This is a genomic window from Lentilactobacillus parafarraginis DSM 18390 = JCM 14109, from assembly GCF_001435895.1.
GTDB lineage: Bacteria > Bacillota > Bacilli > Lactobacillales > Lactobacillaceae > Lentilactobacillus > Lentilactobacillus parafarraginis.
Window position 1 is genome coordinate 1 of the sequence record NZ_AZFZ01000060.1, and the last position, 17,656, is coordinate 17,656.

Genomic DNA, 17,656 nt, shown 5'->3' on the forward strand with positions numbered 1-17,656 from the left:
TTTTACTTTAACTTTGGGGGTATAGCTCATTGCTAGGTAATTTAGCAGGCGTTTTTATTTGCGCAACGTTGTCGTCCCGAATGGCTAAAATCAGCATGAGCATAAAGACCACCAGACTAAAGGAGGCAATCAGCCGCTGCCAGATCACCAGAAGGCCCATATTGATGACCGCCCCGGTGAAGGCAATTCCACTAGATTGATGATCTAAATTCATTTGAAGAAAGTAAAGGCCCACTGATAACAAGGTGGTCGACGCCAGTGAAATCACGCCCAACATCATCAGGCGCCACATATATCCCCAAGTCCGATGACGGGTCATTGCCCAACTGTTACCAGCCGCTTCAAATCCCCGTTGCCGCTTGAGAATCATAAGGGGCAAAACGAGCGTTAGGCGAATTCCGATGTATAAAACCAGGATGGCCACCGCCGCCAGTAAAATTTCCAGCCACGCATTTTTGGTCACCGTTTCCAAGATAAATGTCGGGATAGCCACTTTTGATAAGAGTGGCGAACTCAAATAAACGTTGGAAAACGGCAGTACCAGGATAAAGTAAATTGTAAAGAACAGAAAACTGCCAAACCGCAAATGGGCCATCTGGCTGACCGCGTGACCGGCAATTTGCCAGAACGTTTGGTTGTGGTGCCGAGAAATATTGTCAATGCCGGACACCAAAAAAGCAAACTGCCAAAACACCATTGCAAACAGTATCACCAGCAATGCCAGCAATTCCAAGACAGCCACCGGCTTGGTGGTGAGTAACCAGCCCACGTTTGTATAAGATATGTATGGCACGCCGTTGTACTGTAAGATCAGACTGGTTGAATACTCCATTAGCGGCACAAGAATTGCGCTGATAATCAAGTTCAATACAATCACCAGCGTCACGTAGGCGCCCCAGTTTTTGAAAAATAATTTAACCGACTGCCGCAGCAGCTTTTGCTTTTTCACAAGCCAAACTTCCCCTCATTTCGATAATAACGTCTTTATCTTAGCATAGTCGCATACGAGATGAAGGATTGGTGAATTGGCTTTCACAATTAATTAGATTGGCTCAATAGCACCCGAGCAAATTACGGACCTTGGATTTCTCAAGAACACTAATTTGAATCCCCATGAACGACCTAATACCACTATTTGGGAGATTCTTAAGAAAAACGCCGACTAAGTGCCAGCACCCAATCCATTGCCTTTGGTGGTAATAGGCTGGCCATTGGAATTGTCATATGGGCATCGGCGCCTAACCAATAACGCGTTCTTGGCAACTTTTTTACCGTAATTTTTGCAATCTTCTCCCCCGCCGCGTCCGCTGACATTGCATGGCGCAAGAAATTGGTCTGTGATGCCACCGCCTGATCGACTAATTTTCGGTACAATCGTTGATGCTTTGGACTCATTTTCTTGGCAAAATTCAGTGACAATTGGCCACTATACGCTGCCATGTGTGTTCGAATACCCCCGGGTTCGATCACGATCACCTTAATTCCCTGGGTTTTAACCTCACGTCTCAATGAATCACTCATTGCCTCAAAGGCGAATTTGGTTGCCGCATAGGCACTGTAATTAGGCAAAGCAACCCGACCGCCTACCGAAGTAATATTGACGATTGTGCCTTTGCTAGCACGCAACAGTGGCAACATCCGTTGGGCAATCGAAACTTGACCAAACAAATTAACTTCAAATTGTCTGCGCCACTCATCAATCCCCAACAGTTCAAACGGGGCGTTAAATTCAATTCCTGCATTGTTGATTAACGCCCGCAGTGGTCGTTTGTCCCGGTCGTTGGTGATCCTTCTAACCAAAGAATCGATGTTTTCGCCGTTGGTAATGTCAAGTAGAATTGGTTCGATATTAGGCCGACTTATTTTATCCGCTTCATCAGCCGATAACACCCCGCCCAAAACATGGTAACCCATCGCCGCTAGTGAATAAGCCGTTGTTTCACCCATCCCGGATGAAGCACCCGTCACAACAATCAACTCATCTTTGTTTGCACGCATCACCAATTACCGCCCTTTCCTCGCTTGTGCCTGTTCATGACAAACTTGAGTCCGTTTTCAAATGAGTCTACCACATAACCGATCAAATACTCAGATTATCAGTTACCTTTTTCAAAAAACTCGCTTAAAAGTCGTGGCTTTCACCACAATTTCTAAGCGAGTTTGATCAATCTAATTAATTAAAATTTCCATAAAAATGATCGCTGATGCTGATTCTCAGTTATTATTTAACCCCAACGACTTCAGCCAGCCACTCCAGTCCCAAACGGAACCATCGTGACATATGCTTGTCGCCGCGATCGCCATTGACAATCGCGGTCCACTTGTTAGCAAGGGCAATGCCGTGATTGCCGGTACCAAATTCATGAACTTCAAATGGTACTTTGTTCTTCGCCAATGCTTCGGCATACACGTGAATGTGGTCCAAAAATGGGGTCAAGCCATCATTGATTGACCCCCATACGAAGGTTGGCGGGGTGTTTGGTGTAACCGTCTTGGAAACGTCGGTACTCTTGATGCCCATCTTTTCGTCAAGCGTTGGCTTAATCACTGGGTATCCCAGCATGACGAATTTGGCGTGGGTATTGGCTTCGTTACCATAATCAGCGGCCAACTGACCGCCGGCAGAGAAACCAATAATTCCCAGTTTATCGACATCGACCTGTAAGTCATCGGCGTGGCTCACGATGTAGTCGAAGGACTGTTCAACCGCGGTTTTAGCCCCGGCATAACTTTTGTTTTCCAAAACCGGATAGTTCACAACGTAGGCTTGAAATGCCTGGGTTGCAAAAGTTAGCGCAACCCGCTCGGTATCCCGTTCCTTTAGCTGCTTGTAACTTCCGCCGCCAATAATCACAATTCCTGGCAGCTTTTCATCAGTGCTGCTTTGATAAATGTCTAATGACGAATTGTCCTGTTTTAATGAAACGTTCTTAATATCCATCCAATCACCTCACCCTATATGATAAGGTGAATTCGAAAAAAATGCTATCCAAACAAGCTGTAAAAAATCGTGAGATGCCCGCCACTCCGGAGGCTTGAGCACTTATAAGACTTTGTTATGTAACTATTCACATTTATGATAGTTACAAATTCGGCATATTAATGTTAAGATTTTCTCATTCAATTGACCAACCCGTTGTTAATAACTTATAATACACTTTGTTATTTTAAGGGGATTATCAAAATTCTGAGGAGAAAATTGAATATGTTCTGGTTTTCTAAACACAAAGTCATTTTAGCAATTATGGCGTCCTTTTTAATCGCGGGCGGAACATTCTTCGCAACCAGTCGCGTTGCCGATACAAGTTCCCAGGAAGTTAAAGTGGTGTACAACACCCCGGCAATCACGCACGCCTACGCCCTTCGCAAATCTGCTATTTTATATAATAACGTTGCGCTGACCCAGTCGTTGAGTAACAAGCCCTTCTTGAAGGATGCTTGGTACCGGACCCACACCGCCAAATTAATCTTCAACGGCAAGTCCCAACTCGCTTATCAGGTCACCAATGCCAGTGGCCGCAACACATTTTGGGTCTTACGGTCCCAATTAAAATCCATTAACAGCAAATCCTACAATTTGAAGCTTGCCAGTGCTGGCAACCGCTTCTATCATAAAAAGATTGGCTTCTTTGGCGACTCCATTCCTGCCGGATGGGATGGCTATCACTACTACCTGAATAATTCTTATCCGGATTGGCTTGCCAAGTATTTGGGAACTGGTAACCGGGTGGAGAACTTCGCGGTTCCCCACGCTAAAATTGTCGGCCACCGGTTTGCCTACATCGGGACAACCCGGGTGGCTCAGGATTTACCGGTTGCCATCAAGGCGCATCTCAACGAGATTAAGAATATGAACATGATCTTTGTCCACATCGGTACCAATGACTACACCAACAATTCCGGATCAGGGAATCTTCATAACGTCATCCGCCACTTACGGCGAGACGTAATGGCCATCAAGATGACCAACCCCCGGGCTAAGATTTACGGTGTCCTGCCGCTAACAAGGTTTGCGCCCGATGGGGAAAGCCGGCAAAACATGTTTAACATGTACGGCTACTCATTCGGCCAGCTTCGAAGCGCCGAAGCCAAAATGTATCGTCAATTAGGCATCTCGGTCGTAAACTTTGATCGCATTGCCCCAGATGTTATCACCGAGCAAAACCACGACGTTGTCTATGAGGATCATGAGATCCACCCAACACCGCAAGTTGCTCAGAAACTCGGTTACTATCTGGCAAAGTATCTTGCAACCAAATAATTAACAATGAAATCAATCAAAATGAGATCCAGTTAGAAACTGATGTAACTTAGTTTCTATCCGGATCTCATTTTTAATTTTATGGCTATTTTTCGAAGATTATCGTTTTAAATTCAATGTGACCATCGTGTAATTTGTCTTGGTATTGGTAACGTGCTGCTTGGCGGGCTTGCCCTTCTTCTGGATTTTCGTCACGGTATGCACAATTGACTGGCCCTTTTGCACCTTGGTCACAATCAATTTTGTGCCGCTGGCCATTAAGAATTCTTTTTCACCGACGTTGGTTGAAATCGGATCGATGTAAGCCCCATGATTGCCAGCTGGCAGATTGACCTTGAGAAGCACGTGCTGCTTAGAAAAGCCCAAGCCAATCATCTGACTCAGGGTGCACGAAGAATACGCCGGGTCGCTGTACGAACCGCCAATCTTCACTGACTTACTTCCCAATGATTTTTGCAGGCCAACCCACGACGTCCCGCGATAAACGGTCAGTGGCTTGTTCAGCTTAAACGCCTGCAGACCAACGTTAATCTCTTGAATGCTATTGGTGACTTTCTGACTTTGCTGACTATTGGGGGTTCGCAATGCCGTGTTAATTTTAGTGTATCCCTTATCGGTGTAGTACCGAATCGCCTTAATCTGAGATTTAGTGAGGCCCTTTGCCCACTTTTTGGAAGCCTGCTTCAGTTGACTGGTTGACTGCCAACTATTTTTAACCCCTTTGGCGTGATAAACGAATGCCCGCGGATTCACCAAGACGTACTGGTTGTGGTTGCGAGGAACCGTCACGATTAAATCCTGCCGATTAGCTAACCGCGCTTTAATCGTGAGCACGGTGTTCTTGGTAACCAAAAGGGTGTGATTATAATCGGCTTGCCCATGGGTCACCCCGTAGAGCTTCACGGGTTTATTTGTCACAATTCGCTTAGCCCCAACATTGTGCAGGTGGGCTTGATAATCGGTGGTAATGGTGGTGGTCACATTGCCCTGAACTTCTTTTTTAATTGATTTGCCACTTGCCGGACTCGCAGAAACAAGCCCGATTAATAATGCCATCGCAAGGATTAATTGCTTTGGTTTAAACATGAATAACCCACTCCTTTGAAAACAATAAGCATCATTCTACACTAATGGCGGATCTTTGCAAGTTGACCGCGAGTCAATCATCATTTTTGGATTTCAAATTTTACAGATGATTAACGGCCTTGTTAAAATGATTAAGTTTTCAAATTTAGCTTGCCATGGCAGCGCTTCACAGTCGACAATGGATTTGGTGTTACTAGGAGGGGTTCAAATCATGCAAGAAATCGCATCACGCACCACCAAACCAACCAGAAAGATCCCGCTGTTTATTCTTTACACGGCAGCCTTCCTGTTTATTTGTGTGCTCACATATTCGTTACCTTGGTTAGCCGGGCGAACGTTAATCTGGAACGTTGACGGGATCGCCCAGCACTTTCCAATTCTGGCCCAGTTTCAACGGATCCTCCAAGGAACCGCTCACCAGTCATTATTCGGCTGGTCATGGAACCTTGGCGCCGGCGCTGACCAACTAACCACGTTTGCCTTTTACATAGTTGGGGATCCGTTCAGCTACTTGATTGGGCTGTTTCCACCCAGCAAACTCGAATTGGGTTATCAGGTTCTTATTTTGCTGCGGCTGTACTGCGTTGGGCTGGCCTTTCTTGCCTGGGCTAACGAAAGATCATTCAGCCGTCATAGCAAACTGATCGGAACGCTAATCTACACGTTTTCTGGATACAACTTTTACGTCTCAATGCATCACCCGTTCTTTTTACTACCAATGATTATTTTCCCATTACTGGCAATGGGTGTTGAAAAAGTCATTCATCGCCAAAATTGGCTGCCATTGGCGCTGGCAACCGGTCTCGCGTTAATCAGCAACTTCTACTTTGCCTACATGTTGGCCTTGGGAACGCTGGTTTATCTAATCACCCGCTACATTCATTATCGTCACGGTGCCGATCACTCAATGCCAAATCTCAAAATTGCCTACTGCCTGATTCAAGCGGTTGTTACCGGCCTGATGATGGCCGGCGTTGTGCTGTTTCCAACCCTGATGGCCGTCCTAAACTCAACGAGAATTGCTTACCACGCCAAATTTGCGAACGGCCTACTGCTATATCCTGCCAAATACTACTTTTCATTGCCCAACCAGTTGATCACCAGCACAACCATTAAGGATTACTGGCTGGTCTTGAATTTCTGTGGGATTGCCTTTCTCGCCGGAGTTTACATTCTAAAACACTTCAAGGAAAATCGGGCCCTCGCAACGATTATCGTTGTCATTTTGGCAGCGGTCCTACTGCCCCAAGTAAGTGCCACGGCCAACGCCCTGTCGACGCCGTCAAACCGGTGGTTATTTTTAGCGGTCCTACCCGCTAGTCTGGCCGTCATGATTTTTGTGGACCACCTAGGCGAACTCACAAAGAGTGATTTGCGCTGGTTGATTGGCGCCACCATTGCGCTCATTGCGATGGTCTGGATTACCAAGGGCTTTACACTAAACGTTAAGCAAAACGATCTGATTGCCTATGGCTTTTTGATTGGACTGTTACTCTTGATTGCCTGTCAGAAATCGCTCAACTTATCAGCCACGACAGTCGCAATCACGCTCACAAGTCTGATCCTTGTCAACCTTGTCAGCAACGGTCAGGGGTGGCTGAGCCCCAACAACAGTCGGAACCTCGACTCAGAATTAGTGTCGGGATCAGCCTCTAAATGGTTGAAAGACTATTACGACGGTGCCGAAAAGGGCCTGCCAAAGAACACTGGCTTCTATCGGACCACCACCATGAGTAACTACTACCGGCACCGAACGGCGGGCAACAACATTCCCATGATCCTGGGAACCCACGATTTAGGGGCCTACTATTCGATTCAAAATGGTTACCTGTTGAAATTTAACCGATCAATCGGCAATTCTGACTCGGTGGTCAACTCGGTCATTGGCGAAGGCGACAGCCGCACCACATTGCTTAACATGATGGGCGTTCAGTACATGTTCGCCAAAACCGACATCGTCAAGCGTCCCCAAGCTGTTCCTTATGGGTTTCACTTCGTTAAGAACGCTCGGGGTGGCATCCTGGACTTTCCTGAGTTGCCGGTTCCCGGCCTCAGCAATCATTCCGGAACCGTTCTGTTGAAATCCGATTTAGCACTCCCACTGGTTTACATGCAAAACCACGTGATTTCAGCCTCCGATTATAACGGCCTCACGCCACTGCAACGGGAACAGGCCCTCACGACCGGCGTCCAGGTGGAAAAGCCAATTTCCGGTGTGAGCCGAACGACACCAACGTCTTCAATTCAAACCGTTGATTACACGCCGCAGCTATTCGACCAGCACATCGTGAATAACCCAATTAAGGCCACCCTGTACCGAATGCGTCATTCGCCAAACGCCCGTTATCGCCAGGCAGCTGCTAAGTTCAAAACCACGCTGCCGAAAAATAAGATTGCTATCTGGGAGAAGGCCACCGGTCTTAATCCGAAGGGTCGCCCGTTAACAAACGTGATTAATCAAAACCGCGACGTAACTGCCCGCAACGCTGCTGAAAATCAAACGGCCCTCAAGGTCATGGATAACGATGCCCAGGGTCACCACTTGGCCTACCGATTGGCAATTAAGCATCCCGAAAGGTACCGAAATTCCGAACTCTACCTTGAAATCAACGGCGTTTCGGCGACCCGCCATACCATGATGGATCGTCTCAATAATTTACGAGCCGATTCAATTGTCAGCGGCGAACCGGTTTCCAAACTGCAAAAGATCGACCGCTTACGGACCGCCGCCCAATATCCGGATATGGGCGGTTACCGAATTTCCGTGCAAACTGGCGATAACCAAAACACGGCCCGCCAGCTGCCAATCAACAACCTGTCAGACTATGAAAATCGGCAGCATATTTTGTTAAACCTCGGTTATTCCAGTAAGCAGCGAAAAGCATTAATTGTACGGTTCCGCGGCGTCAAGCAGTTACATTTCAACAGCCTCAAGTTAGTTGCCGTCCCATTTAACCGGCAATACAACTTGCGAATGAAACGCCTGCAGCAGACCGGCCTTCAATATCAAAAGGTCACAAATGACACAATTAGCGGTTACACAACGCCAGCCACCCAGACGCGCGTCATGACGACGTCCATTCCTTATACGACCGGTTGGCACCTCACTGTTGACGGCCAGCCCACCAAATTACGCCGCGTCAACACTGGATTCATTGGCGCCCGAATGCCTGCGGGCCGGCATTCCGTTAAACTCACTTACGAAACGCCTGGATTTAAGCTGGGCATTCTCTTATCGGTGATCGGCATTGGCTGGTTCGTCATCTTCTCATTGATCAGGCTGATCCTTAACATTAAGAACCGCCGCAATTAAGTTGGTTGTGTGAATTTGAAACGCATTCAATCTAAATACGCCATGACTTGATTGGGTGGCATTGACGGTTTAGTCCTCATGATTACAATAGAATGTGGCTTTAGATAATGGATTCAATTATCTAAGGATTTCTTAATCTGACAGACTTTGTTTTTGAGTTAAGCCTGAGTTAAGGTTATTCTGGTAAAAATTAGAATACGTTCAATTATTGAACGCCAACTTCAAAATCAATAAGGTCAGGTGATCGTGGAAATATATGGCAAAGAAACGAATTGAATGGATTGATATCGCAAAGGCGTACGGCATCATTGCCGTCGTCATCGGCCACGCTTTAAGCAGCGGCCTTACAACTCACGTGATTTATTGGTGGCACATGCCGCTATTCTTCATTATTGGCGGCTTCTTCCTGAAACCAATTAATGTCCAAAAGCTATCTGAATGGAAAAAGTTCTTTAATAAACGCATTTATCGTGATCTGCTCATCTACTTTATGGCTGGGATTGGCTTGATCCTGCTTTATAGCATTCTTTACAATAAGGATTGGCAATACCTGGTCAACCATTGGTCACGATTAATTGTTGGGGGCCGAACCCTCAACCTATACACCAGCACTTTCTGGTTCATTAACGTTTACCTGCTCTCGATTGTGGCGGTCACCGGATTAATTTCAGTGGTCAAACATCGCTGGCTGCAGTTAACAATTGTCTCAATAGCGCTGTTTCTCGGCACCTGCTACGACAAGATCAATTGGCTGCATCTTTACAATTTTGAAACAATGCCTTGGAACGCCGACATTGTCCTCATTGCCGCGTTCTTTACCTACATTGGCTATCTGGTTTTCCATACCAACTACCACTGGATTGAAAATCCGAAGGTGATCGGCATGATCGTCGCGGCGATGGGCGCTTTAGTTGCCCTGTATCTCAACGGCCAGTTTGATTTTCAATTTTCAATGAAGTCCCACCTCATTGAAGGATCCCTGCCAAAGGTTCTGCTGGTTGGGACAATCCCATTGATCTTCTCGTTTGGCGTGATGGGGCTTTCATATCTCACCACCCATTTCAGCAGCAGCTTCATTCTGGCAACCATTGGTCAGCACACCATGATTATCATGTATCTACACAACGCATTACTTGATATGACAACCATGGCCGGCATTGATAACATTGCGACGAAGGTCATTATCGCCGTGATCGTGCCAATGCTCATTACGTTACTGACGCACCCGGTTATCCGGAATCGCAGTCTGTATCTTGATAATTAAACATCAAATAACGCCACCATTGAGACACCTCTTGAGGGTTTCGCTGGTAGGCGTTATTTTCTTGATCATTTAGCGTCCTCATTCATTGACAGGCATCATAATCCCTATCATAATAGATGCGAATTTAGTTATAAGAAGATGATTATTTGCAAACACTTCAACAAACAGCCGGCGACTTATCAGATTCCCAACTCAACTTGGTGCTGACGGCAGCCTGGGACATGCTCCAACATGATGGCTACCCAGCAATTACGATGGCCGCCATTTCCGTGCACACCGGCATTAAGAAAAACTTGTTAATCAGACGCTGGCCCAAGCGTTCTCTGCTGGTTCGCGAAGCACTCATCAAATTTGATCAGCAGATTGTCACGCTGAAGACGCCAAACAGTGGCAATCTTCAGCAGGATCTTATCAAATTATTTAACGAGATGCGTCCTGAAATCAATGAGCTCAGTCAACCAATGTTTGATGACTTCATTCAGGAACAATTAATGGCTGCCTCTCCCAACCAAATTTTGTCGCTTGCTTCAACAGGACCGAATTTCGATCACGTTATCCAAACAATCTTAAAACGCGCCGACCGGCACCATGAAATTAATATGGGACAGCTTCCCCAGCAGGCTGCTGCCCTCCCAGAACTCATGCTCATTAACCAAATCATCCATCATGACCACAGCAGCAAAAAAGACTTGGCCCAAATTGTGACCAAAATTTTGATGCCGGTCATGACCGCCTCGAAAGTAAAATGGATTTAACCAACAATCTGAGCGCTGAACGGCGGCCGCTAAAAGCGGATAACCACCAGCCCACTAAAAAAATCCCCTACCCAGCAAATCAGCCGAGCAGCGGATTTTTTTCGATCATTTTTAATTAAACACGCGGGCCACGCCAGCCACGTCCGAACGTTGGCCATTGCGAATCGGCTGCACCATAATCCGTGGCGGCCAGCTTTCGATGACCCGGTTGGCCCCCAGATAAATGGCGACGTGCCAGATAACATGGGTCCCCGGTTAATAATAGAAGATCAGATCGCCGCGTTGCCGATGACGATAGGCAACGTGTTTCAATTTCTTGCTTGCCCAGAGATTCCGCGAGTTCCACTCGTTACCAGGATAGGCGTGGTGAATGGCGCTCACCGGAACTGGGCTAATGCCACCGGCGTACAACGCCTGCATCACGAGGCCGGAACAATCGGTGCCATATTTAGGGCTTGAAGATGACCCGACCAGATATGGATTACCCATGTAACGAGTTGCTTGGTGGATCATCGCGTTAATATGCGCTTGGCGTCCCTGCCAGGCAAACGCCTTTAACGGGGCCACGTAACTGTCAATCGCGGTCCAGGCATGCTTGGTAAATCCCATTTTAAGCCAGGTTGCTTCGTTTACGTTACCGGTCACCTCAAGATGATGCCGTCGCTGAAACGCCTTCACTGCTTGATACGTGGCCTGATTATATTTATCATACCCCGCAAAAGTGCCCATTTTGCGCATAATATACCAAGTCTTGATGCCTTCAAATCCCCGTTTAACAGTGTACCCTACCTTTCCGTAAGGCTTAATTTGCTGGTAGTGAACTTGATAGTACTTCTTTGGATTTTGATAGCCGGCCGTCTTCGCAACGAAAGATTGGTTAGCCGTAAGGTATTGTTTGTGATTGGTTTCAAGCGCGGTTATCTTGCCGTTTCTTTGGACAACGTCGGCAATTTTTAGGAAGGTGCCCTTCTTCATTGCCTTAACCTTTTTGGTTCGCGCTGCATCCCGATAGAGATTCACAGCGGTTTTGGTTCTCACAATTTGTGGATTGGTGGTAAACGACGCAGCCGAAACCGATAATTGGCCCAGAACACTGACAAGAACCGCGACTCCAACCATTAAAATCAATTTTGTTTTTAATTTCATCATGAATTCCCCCGACTTTTAATAACTGAGTGCCCGATAACCATCATGCCGCCGGTGTTTCTGAAAGGTGGTGATTCCCATACTGTCACGCTTAGCCGTCCACGGATCGTTGTAGTAAACCCGCTTGGTTGAATAGCCGGTCACCGTGAGGGCGTGATTAACGAATCCGTCAACCCCATTCACCCACACAACCACTGCGTGATCCTGGTTAATCTGAGCTTTAATCTTCCCAAACGTGGCCCCGGTCATATTGATCGCCGATCCCGCATGGCGTTTAACAAGTTTCATCAGGCCGCCGGGATAGATCCACCACCCCGATTTTGAATACGGATTGCCAACGAACCCCTTGTTTGGGTTCTTACTTCGGGGCATCTCCCTGGCCAACGCCGTTTTCGTAACGGCAGCGCCGGAATACCTGAGCATCATCGCCGTTGCGGTGATTTCACACCCGGTCGGCAATTGTGGACGCTGGGCAATCACGGGGACATTTAACCTAAGATACGACTGGCTCATCCCCGCATTCAGCATCCAACCCACCACATGATGGCCCACGGTAAATTTCAGCCAGGTGCCATCGACGGTCACCTCTTCGCGGATCACATGGGCTTCTCTACCGGCATACTTAGTCGCCCTTGCGATTGGCGTCATATTGGCGGCACTCGTCTGGCGGCCGCCAGATTTATAAATGTTGCGACTGAGCTCGCCGCGGGGACTGACTCGCCGATAATAGTCAGCCGGCGTATTTGAATAAACCTGCTGAAAGCTGCTGTCCGCCAATGCCGGCGTTGCCATCGCCATTGAAAAGACCCCCATGCCGACTATCAGTATGAACTGCCAAATTTTCATGATTCGCCCCAGTTTCTGATCGTAATTAAATTGCTATCCAATGATAAGTTAAATTATATAGGAAAATAGTACGATTGAAAATAGGCTTTTCATATTTTTTAAACAGCGTCATGGAAATAAAAAACAGTTAGCCGCGTGAAACGCACAGATCAACTGGGAAACCACTCAAGAATGAAGTAAGTGGCTCGGATAGGGAACAATCGCAATGCCTCCCCAGATAAGCCGACTCAATTCTTCGAATGAAACGACGTTCTTGGCATACGAACCATTCTGAACGTTTTCGACGTGTCGTTGAATTACCGAAAAGATTAGTGTCATCGGTAAACTGCGGTCAATTGATCGCAGCACCCCTGCTTGAACGCCATCTTCAAATAACGTTGCAACCGGATTGTGGCCACTCACCAATTTTTCGATTAAATCTGGAAAGCTTTTAGACAACCCTTTAATTTGGGAAATGACAAACAAACTGTAAGGATTCGCCATTGCAAAATCATACATCGCCTTAAGATAGTTAAAGCACCTTTCTATGATGGGGCGGTCAGCATCCATTACAAGCTTCATTTCTGGTGTTTCTTCCAATCTGCTAATTTCTCGGAGATAAACGCCCTCCAGCAACGCTTGTTTGTCCTCAAAATACAAATAAATATTTGATTGGGAAATACCGACGTGTTTAGCGACTTTAGTGGTCGAAATGGCGCTGGCACCATAATTGATGATAATGGCAACAGTTGCATCCAATATTTTAGTTTCTTTAGTTAAATCTTTCTTCTTCATAGTGTTAGATTACCAGAAAATACCAAGATTTCAAGGTTGACAAAAGATAGAATTATCCTTTATAATCGCTTTGATAAAAGATAAGCCTATCTTTTAAGGAGGAAACTAAAATGAAAATTACTTTATTAGGATCTCTTGGTCATATCAATCGCGTTCTAATTCCCAGTCTTGTTCAGGCCGGTCACGAGGTAACTGTGATCAGTTCGAACCCCAGTCGAACTGCGGCAATCAAGGTAATTGGTGCTATTCCGGCAATTGGCTCAATGGACGATAGTCATTTTTTAACCCGTCAATTTACAGGTGCCGACGCCGTCTATTTAATGATTTCCGGAAATCAGACAACTAACGATACGTTATTCAATGCTGCCCAAGCACAGGGTGAAATATTTGCTGACGCGGTCCGGAAATCCCACGTAAAAAACGTCGTTAATCTTAGTAGCCTTGGTGCCAATAATCCCGATTCTGGTTCACTATATGCCTACCATGCCATTGAAGATCAGCTCAGCAAACTTCCGAACGTCAACGTCGCCTTTATTCGTCCAGTTGGTTTTTACAGTAATCTTTTCAGTAACCTTCCAAGTATTCGTAACGATCACGCAATCTACTCAAATATTCCTGACAGTCTACCTCAACATTGGGTCGACCCAAGCGACATTGCCTTAGTTGCGAAAAGCCTGGTTGTCAGTGTACCAGCTGGCAAAACCGTGCACTATGTTTATAGCGATACTTTTTCACTAAATGATTTCATAACACAGCTTTCACAGGCATTGCCATTGCCAGATCTGCATTTTGTTCCAATTACCGATAAACAAACTCGTGATCAGATGATCGCTCACGGCGTCCCGAAAGACACCGCGGAACAATTCATCAAAATGAATGTCGCCCAACGACATCCCAGCAGCCTTTATTCTGACTTTAATGCAAAAAAGCCTCGGGCTGGAAACGTAAAGCTAGCGGACTTTGTGAAGACGTTTGTGGTTGCCTATAATCACCCAGACCAAGCCGATCGTCCGAACACGGTAATCGATCATTAGGCATTTCAACTAATATCAAGTTCTATCGGAATACAGTATCATTTAACTGTTAAAAAATACACTCAGTCGCCAACCGTCACTGACATGCGTGACAATCACCGACTGAGTGTATTTGGTTTGCAATCGCTGGGTGCAAACGGTGTGGGGAATTCTTATTCATCTTGTGAGGCTAATGATACAAAATAACTGGTTCAAGAAATCTGATTAAGAAACGAGGTCCCAGGGAACTGACTGGGAATTCCAAAGTTTTCAAGAATCGTTGCGCCAATATCACTGAAAGTGCGGCGGGTTCCCAACTGACCACCATGTGCATTGGGGGATGCGGCGATCAGCGGAACAAATTCTCTGGTATGCCTGGTGCGGTTGCTGGTCTGATCATTGCCGTGATCGGCAGTGATTATAAGCAGGTCCGTGGGTTTGAGTTGATTGATAATTTCTCCTAATTGACGGTCTACCCGCATTAATTTCTCTCCATAACCCTGGCTGCCCAACCTGTCACCATTGGAAGCTTCAAAATCACCCAAATCAGTCATTATCAATCCGAAAGCCTGCTCTTCCATGACGGTGATCAGTCGCGTCAGCCGATCATCGCTATTCAGCAGGCTAATTGATTTATCAATTCCGTGATTGGCAAAAATGTCATCCACTTTACCAATGCCGATAACCGGTACATCACTTCCAGTTAACAAATCTAACACGGTATTTCCTGGCGGAATCATTGCATAATCGCGACGGCCACCGGCGAGAATAAAATTTGAAGGGGCCTCACCGGCAAACGGCCGAGCAATAATTCTGCCAAGCCTCAAGTTATTTTTGTCAGCCACGAAACGGATAAACCGACAGATTCGATAGAGCTCGTTTCTGGAAACAACTGCCTGATTGGCGGACACCTGCAATATTGAATCACTTGAAGTAAGTACAATAATGTCACCCTCTTGTGTTTGCTGTAACCCATAGTCGTTAATCGCATCCCCGATTGAAGAGCGACCATTTAAAATAACCTTTCGATTGGTGAATTTTTCGATTTGTTTGACGAACTTAGCCGCCAGCCCAGTTGGGAACGTTTGAAGCGGCCGCTGAATCGACAACCCCATCATTTCCCAATAGGCCGTTAAACTGTCGCTGTAACCTGCAGCTGGCTGAATTCGGCCAACATAGCTGGTTAACGGGTGCGCCATTGACATCCCCGATAAGGGTGCATCCCGTGAAATATTTGCCAGTCCCAAAGCGGTGAGCGTTGGTAGCTGCAGGCGGCCCTGAAATTGTTGGAACCCGTGGCCAAGGAGTTCGGCCCGCTGATTTCCATCTTTTTTAGCGTCGACTGCGGCACCCGTGCCAACCGAATCAAGCACAACCATGACTATTCGATTAAATCGCTTCATATCTTCTCCCATCATCCAGATCCGGATCTTCTAAAAAATGATGATCCAAATCACCTTTCATAAAAGAGTGTATCATCTTGGAACTCCCAAATCGTTGTGACATGTTACAAAAAAAGGCCGCTCACTTTTGTAGGAACCGACAAGTGCCCCGCCAGTTCTAAGACGCAAACCCGAATAATAACTATAATGGTATCGAAATGTAAAATGATATGTATTAAACCAACAAAATGCGGTAAAGTAGAGGCAGCTAACGAAACTTGGAGGTGGCGGATTTGATCGATTTACAGACGATCGTTGAAAGAGAACAAGATCGCATTGTCCAAGTCAACAGCGTATCGCTTCACGGTCAGACAGCTAATGCCATCACGATCATGGACACGGGTGCCGTTGACAGTTGGGCTAAGGCCGGCGAAATTGTGATTACGAGTTCGCGAATGATGCCGGCCAGCGTTGCCGGAGCTGAACGCCTTGTTCGTGAATTAGCCAGCAAAAGAATCAGTTGTTTGATGGTGAAACCCTATGATGACGCGGCTAAGTCAAAGTTTCCCAAACGCCTAATCGACCTCGGCGACAAGTTGGCCTTTCCACTATTTAAAATTAAATCGAACAGCACTTACATTCAAATATTAAATGAAATTAACGGCTTACTCTTACAAAATCGCCGGATGAATAAAATGGCTGATCTGGATCTTGATTACCTATTAAAATCCAACTCAGCGACTGATAAAGACTTCGACTTTGTCTCCGGCTTAAAGGGCGTTGACCTGTATAAGCTTCAGGCACGGGTGACGCGAATTGCGTTTGCAAAAACGCCCAATCCCAGCGAACGCTTGAAAGTCCAATTTGACTTAATTAACCAGGCGCGGGCTTGGTTTACCACCGTTGAACGGGAGGAGAAAATTTTAGCCTTCTTCGTGGTGGAAGCAAGTAATGGCGCAACGGTGATTTCATTCTTCAACCAAGCGCAGGCCGAAAAGCCGCCTCACGATCGCAAAATTTACCACCAATTTATCAATAACGTTCACATCCCCCATTTTTCCGTCTATGAAGGGGTTTCGGCGACTCATCCATCTAAAAAGCTGCACCGAGCGTTCATTGAAGCTTCGTTCGGGGTCAAGATTGCCCGCACGTTGGGCTGGGCTGAACACCCGATTTTTTACCGAGATGTCAGTCTCTGGGATCTGGTTAACCGGATTACAACCAACCAGGACAGCCGCCTTTATCCCGCTCGAATGGATGAGTTAATGGAGAATCCGGAAATCTTTGAAACCGTGGAGGCGTTCTTTGAACAAAACGAATCGTTTAAGGACACTGGCGAAGTCCTCTTCACCCACCCCAACACGATTCGTTACCGCCTGAATTTAATTTACGAACAAACCGGCTTGGATTACCGTCACACCAACGATAAATTTTTAATTTACATCGCCCTCATTAAGAAGCTTCTGTCTGATACAAATGACTAAGAAAGGCCGCAATTTCACCGCCTACCATGATTAGAACGACTGCTAACCATGCCAGCGATTGAAATTGCGGCCTTTTTTGCTTGGTCCAGTTTTCTAAACCCGCCACGACCCATCTGAGCGTTGTGTAATCAACCGCGTATGGCCGCGGCGCACATCTTCTGCGGCCAGCGACAGGATTCCCTGCTTGAGCGACGCGGGTAAATCAGCTACCAACGCATCGAACTCTGTTGATGAAATGGATTGGCCGGTCAGTAATTTATAGCGCTGCATGGCAACGTGCCGCAGGGCTGAAAAAATCTCGCCGTGAAGTGAACCCTGCAAGTTGGACACTT

General features: G+C 46.5%; 14 protein-coding genes and 1 pseudogene. 6 read left to right on the forward strand and 9 right to left on the reverse strand.

Annotation, left to right across the window (positions count from 1 at the left end; translation table 11 throughout):
• Positions 1-7 precede the first annotated feature (7 nt).
• From FD47_RS11660 to FD47_RS11670, 3 genes are all read right to left on the reverse strand, one after another.
• Positions 8-949, reverse strand: coding sequence for a glycerophosphoryl diester phosphodiesterase membrane domain-containing protein (locus tag FD47_RS11660; RefSeq protein ID WP_235806080.1), 942 nt, complete (start codon positions 947-949; stop codon positions 8-10).
• Between the two features lie 197 nt (positions 950-1,146).
• The gene (locus tag FD47_RS11665) at positions 1,147-1,998 is read right to left on the reverse strand and encodes an SDR family NAD(P)-dependent oxidoreductase (RefSeq protein WP_054736014.1); all 852 of its coding nucleotides are present in this window, start codon (positions 1,996-1,998) and stop codon (positions 1,147-1,149) included.
• Between the two features lie 223 nt (positions 1,999-2,221).
• A complete protein-coding gene (locus FD47_RS11670; RefSeq protein WP_054735990.1) occupies positions 2,222-2,941 on the reverse strand; it encodes an alpha/beta hydrolase in 720 nt (239 codons plus the stop codon).
• Between the two features lie 264 nt (positions 2,942-3,205).
• Here FD47_RS11670 and FD47_RS11675 point away from each other — a divergent pair, with 264 nt between their 5' ends.
• Entirely contained in the window at positions 3,206-4,261 is a 1,056-nt protein-coding gene (locus tag FD47_RS11675; RefSeq protein WP_054735991.1) for an SGNH/GDSL hydrolase family protein, read from the forward strand.
• Between the two features lie 99 nt (positions 4,262-4,360).
• On the opposite strand, the gene FD47_RS11680 is transcribed toward FD47_RS11675, so the two are convergent.
• The gene (locus FD47_RS11680) at positions 4,361-5,347 is read right to left on the reverse strand and encodes an ADP-ribosyltransferase (protein ID WP_054735994.1); all 987 of its coding nucleotides are present in this window, start codon (positions 5,345-5,347) and stop codon (positions 4,361-4,363) included.
• A 211-nt stretch (positions 5,348-5,558) separates the two neighbouring features.
• On the opposite strand from FD47_RS11680, the gene FD47_RS11685 reads away from it, so the two are divergent.
• The 3 genes from FD47_RS11685 (at position 5,559) to FD47_RS11695 (ending at position 10,679) form a co-directional block, all read left to right on the forward strand.
• A complete protein-coding gene (locus FD47_RS11685) occupies positions 5,559-8,660 on the forward strand; it encodes a YfhO family protein (protein WP_056980709.1) in 3,102 nt (1,033 codons plus the stop codon).
• A gap of 256 nt (positions 8,661-8,916) precedes the next feature.
• Entirely contained in the window at positions 8,917-9,924 is a 1,008-nt protein-coding gene (locus FD47_RS11690; protein ID WP_054735996.1) for an acyltransferase family protein, read from the forward strand.
• A 146-nt stretch (positions 9,925-10,070) separates the two neighbouring features.
• Entirely contained in the window at positions 10,071-10,679 is a 609-nt protein-coding gene (locus FD47_RS11695) for a TetR family transcriptional regulator (protein ID WP_008211364.1), read from the forward strand.
• A 111-nt stretch (positions 10,680-10,790) separates the two neighbouring features.
• Here FD47_RS11695 and FD47_RS11700 read toward each other — a convergent pair.
• From FD47_RS11700 to FD47_RS11710, 3 genes and pseudogenes are all read right to left on the reverse strand, one after another.
• Positions 10,791-11,825: pseudogene (locus FD47_RS11700) on the reverse strand (DUF5776 domain-containing protein).
• An 18-nt stretch (positions 11,826-11,843) separates the two neighbouring features.
• A complete protein-coding gene (locus FD47_RS11705; RefSeq protein WP_056980706.1) occupies positions 11,844-12,671 on the reverse strand; it encodes a C39 family peptidase in 828 nt (275 codons plus the stop codon).
• Between the two features lie 165 nt (positions 12,672-12,836).
• A complete protein-coding gene (locus FD47_RS11710) occupies positions 12,837-13,445 on the reverse strand; it encodes a TetR/AcrR family transcriptional regulator (RefSeq protein WP_054735998.1) in 609 nt (202 codons plus the stop codon).
• 110 nt (positions 13,446-13,555) lie between these two features.
• On the opposite strand from FD47_RS11710, the gene FD47_RS11715 reads away from it, so the two are divergent.
• A complete protein-coding gene (locus FD47_RS11715) occupies positions 13,556-14,479 on the forward strand; it encodes an NAD(P)H-binding protein (protein WP_056980707.1) in 924 nt (307 codons plus the stop codon).
• A 191-nt stretch (positions 14,480-14,670) separates the two neighbouring features.
• Here FD47_RS11715 and FD47_RS11720 read toward each other — a convergent pair whose 3' ends face one another.
• On the reverse strand, positions 14,671-15,876 hold the full coding sequence (locus FD47_RS11720) for a phosphopentomutase (RefSeq protein WP_235806082.1): 1,206 nt from the start codon (positions 15,874-15,876) through the stop codon (positions 14,671-14,673).
• Positions 15,877-16,124: 248 nt separating this feature from the next.
• Here FD47_RS11720 and FD47_RS11725 point away from each other — a divergent pair, with 248 nt between their 5' ends.
• Positions 16,125-17,324, forward strand: a complete 1,200-nt coding sequence (locus tag FD47_RS11725) for a helix-turn-helix domain-containing protein (protein WP_225352957.1) — start codon at positions 16,125-16,127, stop codon at positions 17,322-17,324.
• Positions 17,325-17,417: 93 nt separating this feature from the next.
• Here FD47_RS11725 and FD47_RS15525 read toward each other — a convergent pair.
• On the reverse strand, positions 17,418-17,656 hold a 239-nt coding region (locus FD47_RS15525), incomplete at its 5' end, for a hypothetical protein (RefSeq protein ID WP_056980708.1).

Excerpts from the sequence above, each read along its gene's own strand:
- FD47_RS11715 (WP_056980707.1), top strand. The coding sequence starts at position 13,556 with ATGAAAATTACTTTATTAGGATCTCTTGGTCATATCAATCGCGTTCTA.
- FD47_RS11675 (WP_054735991.1), top strand. The coding sequence starts at position 3,206 with ATGTTCTGGTTTTCTAAACACAAAGTCATTTTAGCAATTATGGCGTCC.
- FD47_RS11670 (WP_054735990.1), bottom strand. The coding sequence starts at position 2,941 with ATGGATATTAAGAACGTTTCATTAAAACAGGACAATTCGTCATTAGAC.
- FD47_RS11680 (WP_054735994.1), bottom strand. The coding sequence starts at position 5,347 with ATGTTTAAACCAAAGCAATTAATCCTTGCGATGGCATTATTAATCGGG.
- FD47_RS11685 (WP_056980709.1), top strand. The coding sequence starts at position 5,559 with ATGCAAGAAATCGCATCACGCACCACCAAACCAACCAGAAAGATCCCG.
- FD47_RS11665 (WP_054736014.1), bottom strand. The coding sequence starts at position 1,998 with ATGCGTGCAAACAAAGATGAGTTGATTGTTGTGACGGGTGCTTCATCC.
- FD47_RS11705 (WP_056980706.1), bottom strand. The coding sequence starts at position 12,671 with ATGAAAATTTGGCAGTTCATACTGATAGTCGGCATGGGGGTCTTTTCA.
- FD47_RS11710 (WP_054735998.1), bottom strand. The coding sequence starts at position 13,445 with ATGAAGAAGAAAGATTTAACTAAAGAAACTAAAATATTGGATGCAACT.
- FD47_RS11690 (WP_054735996.1), top strand. The coding sequence starts at position 8,917 with ATGGCAAAGAAACGAATTGAATGGATTGATATCGCAAAGGCGTACGGC.
- FD47_RS11720 (WP_235806082.1), bottom strand. The coding sequence starts at position 15,876 with ATGATGGGAGAAGATATGAAGCGATTTAATCGAATAGTCATGGTTGTG.